Annotated in this window: 17 protein-coding genes; 5 read left to right on the top strand and 12 right to left on the bottom strand. The window is 66.3% G+C overall.

The genetic code is table 11. The features are described from left to right. Positions 1–16 precede the first annotated feature (16 nt). The gene (gene meaB, locus AWC17_RS31500) at positions 17–904 is read right to left on the bottom strand and encodes a methylmalonyl Co-A mutase-associated GTPase MeaB (protein WP_046182218.1); all 888 of its coding nucleotides are present in this window, start codon (positions 902–904) and stop codon (positions 17–19) included. Beyond that, positions 905–2,044 carry a thiolase family protein gene (locus tag AWC17_RS31505; RefSeq protein WP_046182217.1) on the bottom strand — a complete coding sequence of 380 codons (1,140 nt, stop codon included), beginning with the start codon at positions 2,042–2,044 and terminating at the stop codon, positions 905–907. A gap of 175 nt (positions 2,045–2,219) precedes the next feature. On the opposite strand from AWC17_RS31505, the gene AWC17_RS31510 reads away from it, so the two are divergent. Beyond that, positions 2,220–3,104 (top strand): proline iminopeptidase-family hydrolase, encoded by an 885-nt coding sequence (locus tag AWC17_RS31510; RefSeq protein WP_372517371.1) that lies wholly within the window; start codon positions 2,220–2,222, stop codon positions 3,102–3,104. A gap of 71 nt (positions 3,105–3,175) precedes the next feature. Here the strand turns inward: AWC17_RS31510 and AWC17_RS31515 are convergent, their stop codons facing one another. From AWC17_RS31515 to AWC17_RS31530, 4 genes are read right to left on the bottom strand one after another with little or no spacing between them, the layout of a single operon-like run. Beyond that, on the bottom strand, positions 3,176–3,943 hold the full coding sequence (locus AWC17_RS31515; RefSeq protein ID WP_046182216.1) for an enoyl-CoA hydratase/isomerase family protein: 768 nt from the start codon (positions 3,941–3,943) through the stop codon (positions 3,176–3,178). Position 3,944: 1 nt separating this feature from the next. Beyond that, positions 3,945–5,033 carry an acyl-CoA dehydrogenase family protein gene (locus AWC17_RS31520; RefSeq protein WP_046182215.1) on the bottom strand — a complete coding sequence of 363 codons (1,089 nt, stop codon included), beginning with the start codon at positions 5,031–5,033 and terminating at the stop codon, positions 3,945–3,947. Further along, positions 5,020–5,925 carry an acyl-CoA dehydrogenase family protein gene (locus tag AWC17_RS31525; protein WP_046182235.1) on the bottom strand — a complete coding sequence of 302 codons (906 nt, stop codon included), beginning with the start codon at positions 5,923–5,925 and terminating at the stop codon, positions 5,020–5,022. Before AWC17_RS31525 ends, AWC17_RS31520 begins: the two co-directional genes overlap by 14 nt. Beyond that, on the bottom strand, positions 5,903–7,306 hold the full coding sequence (locus AWC17_RS31530; RefSeq protein ID WP_046182214.1) for a class I adenylate-forming enzyme family protein: 1,404 nt from the start codon (positions 7,304–7,306) through the stop codon (positions 5,903–5,905). The genes AWC17_RS31525 and AWC17_RS31530 overlap by 23 nt, the downstream gene beginning before the upstream one ends. A gap of 124 nt (positions 7,307–7,430) precedes the next feature. Between AWC17_RS31530 and AWC17_RS31535 the strand changes: the two genes are divergently transcribed. From AWC17_RS31535 to AWC17_RS31545, 3 genes are read left to right on the top strand one after another with little or no spacing between them, the layout of a single operon-like run. After that, the gene (locus AWC17_RS31535) at positions 7,431–7,766 is read left to right on the top strand and encodes a 2Fe-2S iron-sulfur cluster-binding protein (protein ID WP_046182234.1); all 336 of its coding nucleotides are present in this window, start codon (positions 7,431–7,433) and stop codon (positions 7,764–7,766) included. Positions 7,767–7,789: 23 nt separating this feature from the next. Next, entirely contained in the window at positions 7,790–8,104 is a 315-nt protein-coding gene (locus tag AWC17_RS31540; RefSeq protein ID WP_046182233.1) for a DUF4286 family protein, read from the top strand. 3 nt (positions 8,105–8,107) lie between these two features. Next, positions 8,108–9,370: an amidohydrolase family protein gene (locus AWC17_RS31545; RefSeq protein WP_046182213.1), complete on the top strand. Its 1,263-nt coding sequence runs from the start codon at positions 8,108–8,110 to the stop codon at positions 9,368–9,370. A 9-nt stretch (positions 9,371–9,379) separates the two neighbouring features. On the opposite strand, the gene AWC17_RS31550 is transcribed toward AWC17_RS31545, so the two are convergent. The 5 genes from AWC17_RS31550 to AWC17_RS31570 form a co-directional block, all read right to left on the bottom strand. Further along, entirely contained in the window at positions 9,380–9,805 is a 426-nt protein-coding gene (locus tag AWC17_RS31550) for a nuclear transport factor 2 family protein (RefSeq protein ID WP_046182212.1), read from the bottom strand. Between the two features lie 89 nt (positions 9,806–9,894). Continuing rightward, positions 9,895–10,932, bottom strand: a complete 1,038-nt coding sequence (locus AWC17_RS31555) for a CaiB/BaiF CoA transferase family protein (RefSeq protein WP_046182211.1) — start codon at positions 10,930–10,932, stop codon at positions 9,895–9,897. After that, positions 10,929–11,885: an LLM class F420-dependent oxidoreductase gene (locus tag AWC17_RS31560; protein ID WP_046182210.1), complete on the bottom strand. Its 957-nt coding sequence runs from the start codon at positions 11,883–11,885 to the stop codon at positions 10,929–10,931. Before AWC17_RS31560 ends, AWC17_RS31555 begins: the two co-directional genes overlap by 4 nt. After that, on the bottom strand, positions 11,870–12,295 hold the full coding sequence (locus AWC17_RS31565) for a cobalamin-dependent protein (protein ID WP_046182209.1): 426 nt from the start codon (positions 12,293–12,295) through the stop codon (positions 11,870–11,872). Before AWC17_RS31565 ends, AWC17_RS31560 begins: the two co-directional genes overlap by 16 nt. Continuing rightward, positions 12,295–13,872: a methylmalonyl-CoA mutase family protein gene (locus AWC17_RS31570; protein ID WP_046182208.1), complete on the bottom strand. Its 1,578-nt coding sequence runs from the start codon at positions 13,870–13,872 to the stop codon at positions 12,295–12,297. Before AWC17_RS31570 ends, AWC17_RS31565 begins: the two co-directional genes overlap by 1 nt. A 69-nt stretch (positions 13,873–13,941) precedes the next feature. Here AWC17_RS31570 and AWC17_RS31575 point away from each other — a divergent pair, with 69 nt between their 5' ends. After that, a complete protein-coding gene (locus AWC17_RS31575; protein WP_046182207.1) occupies positions 13,942–14,766 on the top strand; it encodes an SDR family oxidoreductase in 825 nt (274 codons plus the stop codon). Positions 14,767–14,770: 4 nt separating this feature from the next. Here AWC17_RS31575 and AWC17_RS31580 read toward each other — a convergent pair whose 3' ends face one another. Beyond that, positions 14,771–15,583, bottom strand: coding sequence for a methyltransferase domain-containing protein (locus AWC17_RS31580; protein WP_046182206.1), 813 nt, complete (start codon positions 15,581–15,583; stop codon positions 14,771–14,773). Between the last annotated feature and the right edge of the window lie 14 nt (positions 15,584–15,597).

Consider the following 15,597-nt stretch of genomic DNA (forward strand, 5'->3'; position numbering starts at 1 on the left):
GGGACAACGCGAGCGGTTAGTCCTGCTGCCGAGTGGGCGGCGAGAGCAGCTGCTCGGCCGCCGAGTAGGGGTCCTGGTCGCCGTCGACGACCGTCTCGGCGAGCCGGTCGAGGTCCGGGCGGCTTCGCAGCCGGGTTTGCGCCAGCGACAGGATCTGCGCTCGAGCGCGGGCCAGGCGGCGGGCTCGACTGTCGGCGCGGTGGTGGTCCTCGATGGCGGCCATCAACTCCGCGATGCCCTCGCCGCGGGCGGCGATGAGGCTGACGATCGGGGCGTCGGTCTCGGCCCGCAGGTCCCGCACAGTCTGTTCGGCACCCTCGCGGTCGGCCTTGTTGACGACCACGATGTCGGCGACTTCGAGCACCCCCGCCTTGGCGGCCTGAATCGCATCGCCCGCACCGGGATTGAGGATGACGACGGTGGGGTCGGCGACGGCGGCGATCTCGATCTCGGACTGCCCCACCCCCACGGTCTCCAGCAGGACCACGTGGTAACCGATCGCCCCCAGCAGCCGGATGGCGGCGGGGACCGCAGCGGCCAGTCCCCCGAGGTGGCCACGGGTTGCCACCGACCGGATCAACACGTCGGAGTCGTTGATATGCGCGGCCATTCGTATTCGATCGCCCAACAGCGCACCACCGCTGAACGGCGACGACGGGTCCACCGCCAACACGGCCACCCGACACCCCCGCTCTCGGTAGGCGCCGACCAGGGCGGCGATCGTCGTGGACTTGCCCGCGCCCGGCGGCCCGGTGATGCCCACGACAAGGGTCGCACTCACAGACGACGGCTCGATACTCGCCAGTACCTCGTCGCGGCGCTCGCCCTCGACCAGCGAAAGTAGCCGGCCCGCCGCGCGCGGAGATCCGTTGCGCGCGCCGGCAATCAAGTCGGCGATCTCCATTTAGGGGGCTGGAACCTCGATGACGGTCGCGGACCCCATGCCGCCGCCCGCGCACATGGCCGCGACCCCGATTCCGCCGCCGCGGCGCCGCAATTCGTAGACCAGCGTCGCCAGCATCCTGGCTCCCGTCGCCGCCACCGGGTGCCCCAGCGAGCATCCGCTGCCGCTGACGTTGACCTTGTCCGGATCGAGATCGAGCAGCTTGACGGTGGCCACGCACATCGCGGCGAAGGCCTCGTTGATCTCGAACAGTTCCACATCCGAGACCGAAAGCCCAGCTCGGGCAAGAGCTTTCGGGATCGCTTCCACGGGCGCCAATCCGGTGATCGCCGGGTCGACCCCGACCGACGCCCAGGACCGCACGGTGGCCAGTGCCGGGAGACCGAGTTCGTCGCTCGCGATCGTCAGCACGGCCGCCCCGTCGTTGGCACCGCAGGCGTTGCCTGCAGTGATGGAAAAGCCCTCGATCTCCGGATGCAGCGGCTTGAGCGCGGCCAGCTTCTCCATGGTGGTGTCGCGGCGCGGGTGTTCGTCGACCGCGAACAGCCCGTGCGGCGTCTCGATCGGGACGATCTCTTCTTTGAAGCGGCCCTCGTCGATCGCGGCGATGGCGTTGCGATGCGACCGCAGCGCCCATGCGTCCATCTCTTCGCGGCTCACGCCGGCTTTGACCGCGGCGTTCCAGCCGACCGTGATCGACATGTCGAGGTTCGGCGCCTCGGGACTGTCTGGGTGGGTCGGGGGGAACCAGTCGACCCATTCGCCGTCCACTTGCATCCGGCACCGCGGGGACGTGGAGGCAGAGTTCACGCCACCGGCGATGACGAGCTGATCCATGCCGGCGCGCACGCTTGCGGCCGCGCTCTGCACCGCCGCCTGGCCTGCCGCGCAGTGGCGATTGTTGGCCAGACCGGGCACCTGGGTAAGGCCGGCCGTGATGGCCGCATGGCGTGCGATGACACCGCCGCCGTACAGCCCCTCTCCCAGGATCACGTCATCGACCCGCGTGGGGTCCAGGTCCTTCACCGCTTCGGAGACCACGTGGTGCGCGAGGTCGAAGGCATTGGTGTCGCGCAGCGTGCCCTTCCGGGCAGTGCCAATGGGGGTGCGCAGGGCGGACACGATGACGGCTTCAGGCACGGGTCTTCTCCAGTTCGGCGAGCGCGTCGCGAGTGCTCGAGAGCCCCCGCAGCTTATGAGAACATAATTCTCTCATTCTGAGAGTCAGCGTTGCAAGGAGCCATGGGCTCGCGAGCCGGTGCAGAATCGCGTAGACCGGTATCGAAACGTGCCATCCCAGGAGGCGTCGTCCGCAGTGGAAGGAATTATCGCGGTCCCGGGCGGCAAAGTCTGGTTCAAGCGGGTCGGTGGCGGAGCGGGTCTTCCCCTACTGGTGGTTCATGGTGGGCCCGGCTTACCCCATACCTATTTGCGTTCACTTCAGCGGTTGGCTGACGAGCGAGAAGTCGTCTTCTGGGATCAGCTCGGGTGCGGCAACTCCGAGCGCCCGTCGAACCGCGAACTGTGGACCATGCGACGTTCGGTGGCCGAAATGGATGCTGTCGTAGCGGGCCTCGGCCTCAACCGTTTCCACATTTTCGGCAATTCGTGGGGCGGGATGATGGCGCAGCAGTACGCGCTCGACGTGACGTCGCGGGCCGTAAGCCTCACCATCTCGAACAGCATCGCTTCCATACCGCAGTTCTCGCAGATGGTGGCCCGGCTGAAAACCGAGCTCGATCCGGCAACGCAATCGGCCATCGAACGTCATGAAGCCGCCGGGACGACGTACACGGCCGAATACCAGGACGCAATCCGCACCTGGAACGAAACCTATCTTTGCCGCTTACGTCCCTGGCCCCCAGAGCTTTTGGAAGCCTTCTCCCGTATGGGCAACGACATCTTCGAGACGATGTTCGGGCCGAGTGACTTTCACATCGTCGGGACCATCCGAGACTGGGACGTGTTCGACCGGTTAGCCGACATCACGTTGCCGACCCTCATCATTGCCGGCAAGTTCGATGAATGCGTGCCCGAACACATGTGGGACATGCACCAGCGCATTGCCGGCTCACGGTATGAGTTGTTCGAGTCGAGCGCTCACATGCCCTTCATCGAGGAGCCGGGCAAGTTCGATTCCGTGATGCGTGACTTCCTGCGGTTATACGACTCGCCGCGAGCTGGGGGCACCTCCCGCTAGCGGGGGAAACGCCACTGCGAAAAATCCGGCCGAAATTCGCGACGAGGTTACGCTCGCGGCGTATCACTAAATCAGTTCTTGCCCGCCGCCAGCTTGGTGACGATTGACCGGAAGTCTTCGGTCGTGAACGACTGCTGCTCAGCCGAAAGGGCATAGTCCAAGCTGGCCAGCACCGCCCGCTCCAGATGAATGTTGAGCACCCGCTTCGTGCTTTCGACCGCCTGCTGCGGCAGCTCCAAAATCTTTTTGGCACAAGCGATTGCCTCCGCGAGGGGGTCGGCAGCCACGTGGTTGGCCAGTCCGAGCTCGAGGGCGCGCTGCGCACTGATGCGGGTGCCCGTCAACGCGAACTCCTTGGCCAGCAGCAGGCTGATGTGCAGCGGCCAGGTGAGCGGTCCGCCGTCGGCCGCCACCAAGCCCACCTGTACGTGCGGATCAGCGAGGTAGGCCTCCTCGGCGATGTAGACGATGTCGCTCAACGCCACCAGGCTGCAGCCCAGCCCAACGGCCGGGCCATTGACCGCGGCCACCACGGGAATTCGGCACCGCGCCATACCCAGGACGATTTCACGCCCGTCCCGGATGGTCTTGGCGCGCAGATCTGCATCGGCGGACAGCTCCTTCAGGTACGAGAAATCGCCACCGGCCGAAAACGCCCTGCCGGCCCCGGTGATGACCGCCGCGCGGACCGTAGGGTCATCGGTCAATCGCTGCCACAGTCGCGCGAGCCCGACGTGCAGGTTGTCGTTGACCGAGTTGAGCGACTCCGGCCGGTTCAAGGTGATGATCCGCAGCGGACCATCGGCACGGACGTCGATTTCGGCAGGCATGTCGTACACGTCAGACTCCCAATCCCAAGATGCGTGAAGCGATGATGTTCTTCTGTATCTGTGACGTCCCGCCCATCACACTCTGCGCGCGGCTGTACAGATAGGCGCCGAGCAGATCCGGATCGCGGGTCCCGGTGACCGCCAGTGCGGCGTGTCCGACGGATTGTTCGACCCACGTCATCAGCAGCTTGTCGAGCGACCCTTCGGGCCCGTGCGAGACGCCGTCGAGCTGTTCGGACAGCCGCCGCCGGACGTGATGGGTCAGCATCTCCGACTGGACCGCCGCCCACGCGAGCTCTTCAGGAACCGGACCTTCGTTGCGCGCGTAAAGGCTCCGCACCAGCTTTCCGTATCGGGCCGCGTAACCGAGCGTGGACGGTTCGCGCTCATGCCCGACGACGGTCATGGCGACGGCCCAGCCGTCGCCCGGGGCACCGACCATCCGGTCGGCAGGTACCTTTGCGTCGTCGAAAAACACCTGGCCGAATTCGTTGGTAACACCATTGATCATGCGCAGCGGGCGCTGTTGCACGCCAGGCTGTTTCATTTCCAGCACGAACGCCGACAGGCCGCGGTGGCGTTTGGCCCCCGGGTCGGTGCGCGCCAACAACAGGCACCAGTCCGCGACATCGGAGTAGCTGGTCCAGATCTTGTGCCCGTTCACCACATAGGTGTCACCCTCGAGGCGAGCGGTGGTGGTCAGCGAGGCCAGATCCGAGCCGGCGCCGGGTTCACTGAAGCCCTGGCACCATCTCTCGGTGCCGTTGATGATGCCTGGCAGGAAGCGTTGCCGCACTTCGTCATTGGCGTGTCTCCCGATCCCGTAGATCAGGTAGCCCACGCTGGGCCGCGGCGGGGCGGCGGCTCGGGCGAGTTCCTCGTCGACGATGACGTCATATACCGGCGGCAATTCCTGTCCGCCGTATTCGCGGGGGAATGACAGGCCGAAGAAACCCTCTCGGTACAGGGCCTGGTGCCATTCGGCCTGGCGGGCCCAGTACTCGTCGCCGGATCCGGAGAATTCTCCTGCGTGCACGGAAAGCCAGGACCGGAGCCGCTCCCGGAAGGCGGCTTCGTCTGGTGAGTCACGAAAGTCCAAGATCGATCTCCTTCAACGCGACGGGCCACAGCTCGGTCGATATCAGGGCACGGCGCAGGTAGACGTGCACCAAGCAGTCCCAGGTGTTACCGATGCCGCCGTGCACCTGAATGGCCGTCTCACAGACGGTTCGGGCGGCGCGGGCACAGTAAACCTTCGCGACCTGCGCGGCGCGGACGGCGTCGGCGGGCGGCAGCTCGTCGACCGCCCACGCGGCATGTCGCGATACGCTGATCGAACCTTCAATCAGCGCAAGGCTTTCGGCCAGCAGATGGGCGACTGCTTGATAGGACCCGATCTGCTTGCCGTATTGTTCACGGATTTTGGCGTAGTCGCAGGCGACCGCGTGCGCGCCCCGGGCGATCCCCACCAGGTCCGCCGTCGTCGTGACCAGTGCGAGCGCCCGCCATTGCGCGGCGATGTCCGAGGACACTTCGCCCAGAGTCACCGGCGTTCCCGCGATCTTCGCATCGGCCCGGGTCAAATCCGCGCCGTCGGTCAAGTCCCGCACATCGGCGGCGAGGACCTTGCCATCGGAGAGGCTCAGGGCGCGCTGGGCGCCCCGCGCATCGATGGCGCGATCCTCGACCGCGATCGTCGCGCCCGCGCTGTCGGCGCCGACGTGGCGGGTCAGGTCGTCGGCGAGCACCGGGCCGAGAAACGGTGTGTCGACCAGTCGGCGTCCGAATTCCTCAGCAACGATGGCCACTTCGACACCCGACGCTCCGTCGGAGCGCAACGACCTCCAGCCCGTCCCCGCGATCTGCTTGTCCAGACGGGCAATCCGGCTTCGGTCGTCGAGGTCTTGGACCGCTGAGGGTCCCAGGTCGTCGGCCAGCTTGGCGGCGGCGTCGCGCAATTGCTGTTGTTCAGCTGTCAGACGTACATCCATAGCGCTCCTTCAGCACTCGGCGCAGCACCTTGCCCGAGGGCAGGCGGGGAATATCGGGCACGAACACGATTCGGCTCAGATGTTTGTAGGAAGCCAGCCGCTGATCGACCCGGGCGGTCAGCTCGCCGGCATCGACGGGTGCGCACGTCGCGACCGCCGCGACTACCGCTTCCCCGTTGAGTCCGTCGGGTACGCCGAACACCGCGCAGTCTTTGACGGCCGGATGGCCGTGCAGCACGGTCTCGATTTCGGCGGGCGCGACCTGAAACCCGCGCACCTTGATCATCTCTTTGAGGCGATCGGTGATCCGCAGCCAGCCACCGGCGTCGATCCAGCCGACGTCGCCGGTCCGGTACCAGCCGTCGCGGATCACCTCGGCGGTCGCTTCGGCCGGCAGGTAACCGGCCATCAGCGACGAAGACCGGGCCTGAATCTCACCAATCTCTCCCGGGCAGACCGGCTCGCCCGTCTCCAGCGACACCACCCGCACGTCCACGCCTGGCACTGGACGCCCGACCGCGTCCAGCCGGGCGCCGTCGATCGGATTGCATGCGATGACAGGCAGTTCCGTGGTCCCGTACGCCGGAACCCACCTGACGCCGGTGCGCCGGGTCACCGTCTCCGCAACCTCGGCGCTGACCGGCGTCGCCCCCCACATGATGTAGCGCAGCGACGACAGGTCGTAGGACTCGAGCGTGGGATGCGAGGCGATGGCCAGCGCGATGGGCGCGACCGCCATTTCGACTGTGATGCGGTCGTTTTCGATGTGATACAGCATCCGGTCGATGTCGAACCGCGGATGCAGCCGCACGCGGGCTCCGCTGCGCAGCGCCGTGAGGATGTTGAGCAGCCCGAGGATGTGCGACGGCGGCGTGGCGATTTGGATCCGGTCCTCCGGCGTCAGCTGCAGCGCACCGCGCCAGTGCCGCACGGCCTCATCCAGCGCCGCGTGGGTATGCCGGACGGCCTTCGGCAGCCCGGTGGTCCCGGAACTGAACACCAGCACCGCATCGGACTGCGGCGGTGGCGCCCCGCCCACCGGCTCCCCGGGGGCGATCGGCTCGTCGAGGTGCAGCATCGGCATCACCCCGGCCAGCACCGGATGATCCCCGACGGCATGATCGGGTTCGGTCAGCGCGAGCGCGTGGTCGACCTCAGCGCGCTTCCATGCGGGGCTGATGAGGACGGCCGTGGCCGCCAGCCGCCAGATTCCCAGCAATGCGGCGACGAATTCCGGCCGGTTGGACGCCATCACCGCGACCCGCTGACCTGCTGTGACACCGGTCTTAGCCAGGGCCGCGGCCCAGCCGTCGGCCAGCGCGTCGAGCTGGGGCAGGCCGAATTGCCGGTCCTCGAACACGACCGCAGCCGGCTCGGTCACGTCCCGTCCTTCCCTGACAGGCCGGGCTGACCTGACATCCGCACAAGCTTGAGAAGATCCTATCGCTCTGTGAGAATAGTATTCTCTATAGTGAAGAATGCAAGTACGGGAGGGGGCGGTCGAGGTGACAGTCGCCCGAAGCATCGAGGAGACCCCACGGGTGACAAATCCGTCAAACGGCTCCGGCGCGGGCACGGTGACCATCCACATGGACCGCAAGAAGGTGTCGGTGCCGCTGGTCCCCGGCGAGACGCTATTGCAGAGCGCGCGGCGGGCCGGTCTGGAGCCGCCGTTCAGTTGCGAGGCCGGCAACTGCGGTACGTGCATGGCCAAGCTCGAAGAAGGCCATGCGACCATGCGGGTCAACGACGCTCTTGAAGAAGACGAGGTCGCCGAGGGCTACATTTTGACGTGCCAGGGCGTGCCGGACACGGATTCGGTCACGGTGCGCTACGAGTAGCAGCCCGAAGAGAGGTGGCGGCGATGGCCAAGGGCATCATCCTCGTTGAGAGTCGACCCAGTTCGCCCGACCGGGAGCAGGAATACAACACCTGGTACGACGAGGTTCACCTGGGTGAGCTGGTGGCTCTTGACGGTTTCGTCTCGGCGCGGCGGATGCGCCCAGTCGACGGCAACGGCCCGTATCTCGCCATCTATGAGATCGAGGGCGACGACCTGCAGGCCATCTTGGACAACATGATCGCCAACGGCGGCCAGCTGCACTTGTCCGACGCCCTGCAGCTCGATCCGCCGCCGATCCCGCGACTGCTCGAGGTCACAACCGAATACGGGGGGTAACCCATGCATGTCGACGACCTGATCCTGGTGAGTATCGACGACCACGTGGTCGAGCCGCCGGACATGTTCCTGCGCCACGTACCCGCCAAATACAAGGACGAGGCGCCGATCGTCGTGATCGACGAGAAGGGCGTCGACCAGTGGATGTACCAGGGCAGGCCGCAGGGCGTGAGCGGACTCAACGCCGTGGTGTCGTGGCCGGCCGAGGAATGGGGCCGCGACCCGGCCGGTTTCGCCGAAATGCGCCCGGGTGTCTACGACGTCCACGAACGCGTTCGGGACATGAACCGCAACGGCATCCTGGCGTCGATGTGCTTCCCCACCTTCACCGGCTTCTCCGCGCGTCACCTCAACATGCACCGCGAGGAGGCGACGTTGGTCATGGTGTCGGCCTACAACGACTGGCACATCGACGAGTGGGCCGGCTCCTATCCGGATCGGTTCATTCCGATCGCCATCCTGCCGACGTGGAATCCGGAGGCCATGTGCGCGGAGATCCGCCGGGTGGCGGCCAAGGGCTGCCGTGCGGTGACCATGCCGGAATTGCCCCATTTGGAAGGGCTTCCGAGCTACCACGATGACGACTACTGGGGTCCGGTCTTCCGCACGCTGTCCGAGCAGAACGTGGTGATGTGCCTGCACATCGGGACCGGGTTCGGGGCGATCAGCATGGCCCCCAACGCGCCGATCGACAACCTGATCATCCTGGCCACCCAGGTCTCGGCGATGTGCGCGCAGGATCTGCTGTGGGGTCCCGCCATGCGCAGCTACCCCGACCTGAAGTTCGCGTTCTCCGAAGGGGGCATCGGCTGGATCCCGTTCTACCTGGACCGCAGCGACCGCCACTACACCAACCAGAAGTGGCTGCGCCGCGACTTCGGGGACAAGCTGCCCAGCGACGTTTTCCGCGAACACTCGCTGGCGTGCTACGTCACCGACAAGACGTCGTTGAAGCTGCGTCACGAGATCGGCATCGACATCATCGCCTGGGAATGCGACTACCCGCACTCGGACTGCTTCTGGCCCGACGCGCCCGAGCAGGTGCTGGCCGAGCTGAACGCCGCCGGCGCCGACGACTCCGACATCAACAAGATCACCTGGGGCAATGCCTGCCGGTTCTTCAGCTGGGACCCGTTCGCACGGACGCCCCGCGAGCGGGCGACCGTTAAAGCCCTGCGCGCCAAAGCGACTGATGTGGACGTGTCCATCCGGCCGCGCGCCGAGTGGGCACGGCTCTATCAGGAGAAGCAGCTCGCGGCGCGCTAGCGCGGCCGGTCAGCCCGTTGGTGCGTTGACGAACCACACATTTTCCTCGCGCAGGCTACGGCTGCACCAGCCGCGGGCGGTTCGCATTAGCTCGTGGTGGTAGTAGCCGCCGCAATAGCTCAACTCCGACATGCCCGGCAACTGCATCGGGTTGTAGAACATCGCGCGGACCGTCGCGGTATCAGCCCCAAGTGCAAGGATTTCCACGTTGGTGATGTAGTGCATCGACATCGGGATCGCGCCGAAACCCTGTTCCAGCCATGCGGCCACTTCGTCGCGGGGACCCGCGGCGGCGCCAGCTGAGGAGTAGTCGATGTGGGCATCCTCGGTGAACACCGACCGGTATAGATCCCAGTCCTTGGTGTCGACGGCGCGGGCGTATCTATGGAGCAGTGCGGTGATTTCGAGTTCATCGCCGACTCGCTGCAGGTCCATCACGTGGGCGCCCTCCTCTTGAGGCCGAACGTCGACTTGTTGGGCGAAATCGGGCGATTTTGGCGCAAGATCTCGACGTTCGGCGGTGACTACTCGCTCAGCTCCGGCGGTGGCCGATACTCGGGCTCGTAACCGGAAACGTGAATCGGACTTCCGACGAGGCGGAAATCACCCGCCGTCACAACCACTTCCGGAGTCGCTTTGAGCGCCTCGGGCAACGTTCTGACGGCTGCGGCCGGAACGCCGAGGGGACGCAGCCGCCGTTCCCAGCCAGCGGCGGTGTCGGTCGCCAGCATGGCCGTGACGACCGCCAGCACCTCATCGCGGCGATCCACCCGTTCGGCCATCGTTTCGAAACCGCCGATACCCGCCTCGGTGGCAAAGGACTTCCAGAAACCGTCATGCGTGATGAACAATGCCAGATATCCGCTGGCAGTCGGAAAGAGCTGCGCCGGAACGTAATACGAATGTGCCCCGTTGGGTCGGCGCTGTGGCTCGATGCCGCTGTTGAGGTAGGCGGACGCGTGGTAGTTGAGTTGCGACAGCATGACGTCGCGCAGCGACACGTCCACTTGGCCGCCGGTGCCGGAGATGATCTTGGCCAAAAGCCCCAGTGCCGCACACATTCCGGTGGAATTGTCAGCCGAAGAATAGCCGGGCAGCGTTGGCGGGCCGTCCGGATCGCCGGTCAAGGCGGCGGTGCCCACGCCCGCCTGGACCACGTAGTCGAAGGCCGGATCGTCGCCGCCGTACAGGCCGAAGCCGGTGATCGCTACGCAGACGATCCGCTCGTTGTGCCGTCGCAATTCCTCGTAGGTCAGACCCAGGCGGCGGATCGCCGACGGTTTGAGGTTCACCAGCAGCGCGTGGGATTCGGCGGCCAGTTCACCCAACCGTTGCTGTCCCGCATCGGAATTCAGGTCCAACGTGATGCTGGACTTGTTGCGGTTGAGGCTGGCGAAGTAGGTGGGCCCGACGCCGCGCGAGATCTCGCCACCGCGCGGCTCGATCTTGGTGACCTCGGCGCCCAGGTCGGCGAGCAGCATGGTGGCATACGGGCCGGCCAGCATGGTGCCGACCTCGAGGATGCGTATCCCCGCCAGCGGCCCGGCAGACGTTGGGCTCACCGCAATTCCGTTGCGAGCGAGGCGATCATCTCGCGTGTCCGGCGCTTGGAGGCGATCAGCTCGTCACGGTTGTCGCCGATCGGCAGCAGGCGCACGGACAGATCGGTCACGCCGGCATCGGCAAAGCGGCGCATCCGGGCCAGGATCGCCTTCTCGTCGCCGGCTGCGCACAGATCGCCGACATCGCGGGCATCACCGCGTTCGAGCAGGCGCTGGTAGTTGGGCGACACCTCGGCCTCGCCCAGGATGCGGTTGGCCCGATCCTTGGCCTCGTCGACTTGTGCCGGCGCACAAAGGCATACCGGGATGCCCGCGACGATGCGCGGGGCGGGGCGCCCGGCATCCGCGGCGGCCTTGGTGATCTTCGGCGCGATGTGGTCACCGATCGCACGCTCGTCGGCCATCCACAACACGGTGCCGTCGGCGAGTTCACCGGCAATCTGCAGCATCACCGGCCCTAGCGCGGCGACCAGAACCGGCATCGGGGTATCCGCCCCGATCGCCAGCGGATTGTGCACCGTGAACGAATCATTCTCGACGTCAACCGGTCCCGGCCCGGCTATGGCGGCGTTGAGTACCTGCAGGTAGTCGCGGGTGTAGGCGGCCGGTTTCTCATACGGCAAGCCGAGCATGTCCCGGATGATCCAGTGGTGCGACGGTCCGACGCCCAGCGCCAACCGTCCGCCGGCCACGGCATGTGTCGAGAGCGCTTGGCGGGCAAGGGCGATCGGATGCTGGGCCTGCAGCGGCACCACCGCAGTGCCCAGCTCGATCCGCGAGCTGTGCGCGCCCATCAGCGACACCATGGTCAGGCAGTCGAAGTCGTTGGGCACCTGTGGCATCCACGCGGTGTCCAGACCTGCGGATTCGGCCCATTCGATATCAGAGGCCAGCTTGTCCACCTTGCGGGCCATATCGCCACGCTCGGCGCCGATCATTACTCCGACGCGCAATGTTCCTCCACAACGGGTTCGGGGGTGCCAGTCAGTGCGCGGATCTCGCGCACGAGTACGTCGAGCGGTGTGCCGGTGGGGAATACGGCGGCCGCGCCGGCGGATAGCAGTTTGGGTACGTCGGCGTGCGGGATCGTTCCCCCGACCACGACGGCGATATCCGCGGCGTCGGCGGCCCGCAATGCCTCGATGGTGCGGGCGGTGAGCGCCAGGTGAGCACCGGACAGGATGCTCAAGCCCACCACCGCCACGTCTTCCTGGACGGCGATGGAGGCGATGTCCTCGATGCGCTGCCGGATGCCGGTGTAGATCACCTCGAAACCGGCATCGCGGAGGGTGCGGGCGACGATTTTGGCGCCACGGTCGTGGCCGTCCAGGCCGGGCTTGGCGACCAGAATCCGGGCGGCCACTAGAACACCACCGGTTGCTGGAATTCGCCCCACACCGCCTTGAGCGCGGAGACCATTTCGCCGACCGTGCAGTACGCATTGGCGCAGTCGATCAACTTGTGCATCAGGTTGTCGTCTCCTTCGGCGGCACGCGACAGCGCTGCGAGAGTGGATTGGACTGCGGCCGAATCTCTTTCGGACTTTACCTTGGAGAGCCGCTTGAGCTGCAGATCACGCCCCTCGGCGTCGAGCTCATAGGTGACGACATCGTGTTCCGGCTCCTCGGTCACGAACCGGTTGACCCCGACGACCGGGCGAGCGCCGGATTCGATGTCCTGGTGGATCTTGAATGCCTCGTCGGCGATCAGGCCCTGCAGGTAACCGTCCTCGATGGCATGGACCATTCCGCCGTGCCGCTCGAGGTCGGACATGATTTCAACGATGCGAGCCTCGGTGGCATCGGTCAGCGCCTCGACGAAGTAAGAGCCGCCTAGCGGGTCCGCGACGCTGGCCACGCCGGTTTCGTGCGCCAGGATTTGCTGGGTGCGCAGCGCCAGCGTCGTGGTTTCCTCGGTGGGCAGGGCGAACGGCTCGTCCCAGGCCGCCGTGAACATCGACTGGACACCGCCCAGCACCGCGGCCATCGCCTCGTACGCCACCCGGACGATGTTGTTGTGGGCCTGCGGCGCGTACAGCGATGCGCCACCACAGACACAGCCGAAGCGGAACATCGCCGCCTTGGCCGTCGTCGCCCCGTAGCGCTCCCGCACGATGGTCGCCCAACGGCGCCGCCCCGCACGGTATTTGGCGATCTCTTCGAAGAAGTCCCCATGGGTGTAGAAGAAGAACGAGATCTGCGGGGCGAACTGATCGATCGTCATCCGACCCCGCTCCACCACGGTGTCGCAATAGGTCACCCCGTCGGCCAGGGTGAACGCCATCTCCTGGACCGCGTTGGCCCCCGCGTCGCGAAAGTGTGCGCCCGCCACCGAAATCGCGTTGAATCGCGGCACCTCGGCCGCGCAGAACTCGATGGTATCGGCGATCAGCCGCAGCGAAGGCTCCGGCGGCCAGATCCACGTGCCGCGGGACGCGTACTCCTTGAGAATGTCGTTCTGAATGGTGCCGGTCAGCTTCGCGCGCGGTATCCCCTTTTTCTCGGCCGCGGCGACGTAGAACGCCAGCAGGATCGCCGCCGTTCCGTTGATCGTCATGCTCGTGCTGAGCTTGTCCAGCGGGATGCCGTCGAACAGGATCTCGAAGTCGGCCAGGGTGTCGATCGCGACGCCGACCCGGCCCACCTCCTCGCCGAACTCCGGGTCGTCGGAGTCGTATCCGCATTGGGTGGGCAAATCGAGCGCCACCGATAGCCCGGTCCCGCCTTGCTCCAGCAGATAGCGGTACCGGCGATTGGATTCCTCGGCGGTGCCGAATCCCGAGTACTGCCGGAAGGTCCAGAGCTTGCCGCGATAGCCGGACGCGAAGTTTCCCCGGGTGAAGGGGAACTCCCCCGGCGCTGACGGTTCCGCCCTTCTGTCCGCCGGCCCGTATACGGGCTGCAGCGGGATACCAGACGGAGTGTGGGCCGTATTATCCATCGGTGAATAACGTACTTGCAAAAAAAGAGAATGCCAATACCATGCGCTTGACCAGGCCAAAGGAGACTAATGGCTAACAGTTCGCTCGCCGATCGCACCGTCGTGATCTCAGGCGGCAGCCGCGGAATCGGACTTGCGATTGGAATCGCCGCGGCCAAGCAGGGCGCCAACGTGGTGCTGCTGGCCAAGACCGACACCCCGCATCCCCGCCTGCCCGGGACGGTGCACACCGCGGCCGCCGATGTCGAGGCGGCCGGCGGTAAGGCGCTGGCGGTCGTTGGCGACGTGCGACGTGAAGAGGACGTGCAGCGCGCGGTCGAGGCCGCGGTGCAGCGGTTCGGCGGCATCGACGTGTGCGTCAACAACGCCAGCGCCATCGCGGTCGAACCGACTGCCGCGCTGTCGGCCAAGAAATTCGATCTGATGCAGGAGATCAATCTGCGCGGCACGTTCCTGCTGACCAAGGCGTGCGTGCCCCATTTAAAGAAATCGGCCAACCCGCACGTGCTGACCATCTCGCCGCCGGTCAACATGAACCCGCGCTGGCTGGGCGCCCACCCCGCCTACACGCTGTCCAAATACGGGATGACGTTGTTGTCACTGGGCTGGGCGGCCGAGTTCGCAGAGGACGGGATCGCGGTGAATTGCCTGTGGCCGGAGACCTACATCGCCACCGCGGCAGTGGCGAACATGGCCGACGGTGACCGTTTGGCGGCGTCGTCGCGAAGTCCTGAAATCATGGCCGACGCGGCTGTCGAGATCATCACCCGACCGGCTCGGGAAGCCACGGGCGACTGTCATATCGACGCCGCGGTGCTGCGGTCCACCGGGGCCGCGGACCTGTCCCGGTACGGCGGCGGCGAGCAACCGATCCCGGACCTCTTCCTGGACTGAATGCCTATGCCCGGCAGAGAATTTCGCCGTGCGGGATCGACAGCCAGCCGTCCGGCGCCGCGGCCCATTCCCGCCAAGCCGCGGAGACCTCCTCGAGCTGCGCGGTGGTGGCCAGGCCTAGCCGCAGCAGGTCCTGGGCGATACGCGAACGCAGGATGCGGTCGGCCCACATTTCTCCCCACCATTCGCGCGTCGCGGGCGTCGCGTAGCACCACACGCTGCCCGTCGGCGTGACGTCGGCGAAACCCGCCTGCTGGGCCCAGGACAGCAACCGCCTCCCGGCATCGGGTTCGCCGCGGTTGGCACGAGCGGCCCGCTGGTAGAGCTCGTGCCACCGATCCAGCGCCGGCAACTGCGGGAACCAGATGAACCCCGCGTAGTCGGCGTCCCGGGCCGCCACGACCCCGCCGGGCGCGCACACCCTTCTCATTTCACGCAGGGCTCCCACCGGATCGGCGACGTGTTGCAGCACCTGGTGCGCGTGCACGACATCGAATGTGCCATCCGGAAAGTCGAGCCGGTGCACGTCGGCGGTCGCGAACGAAACGTTTGACAGGCCACACTGGTCGACCTCGGTGCGGGCCACGCCGAGGACGTCGGCCGACTGGTCGACGGCCGTCACCGGTCCCGGTGCGACGCGCATTGCGAGGTCAGCGGTGATCGTCCCGGGTCCGCATCCGATATCCAGCACCGACAAGCCGGGTTTCAGGTGGGGCAGCAGGTAGGCCGCCGAGTCCTCCGCGGTGCGTCGCTGGTGACTCCGGAGCACCGACTCGTGGTGTCCGTGCGTGTAGGTGGCCCCGCGTTCGTCTTTCATGCCCGCAGCATATC

Origin of the sequence: Mycobacterium nebraskense, assembly GCF_002102255.1 — a bacterium.
Lineage (GTDB): Bacteria > Actinomycetota > Actinomycetes > Mycobacteriales > Mycobacteriaceae > Mycobacterium > Mycobacterium nebraskense.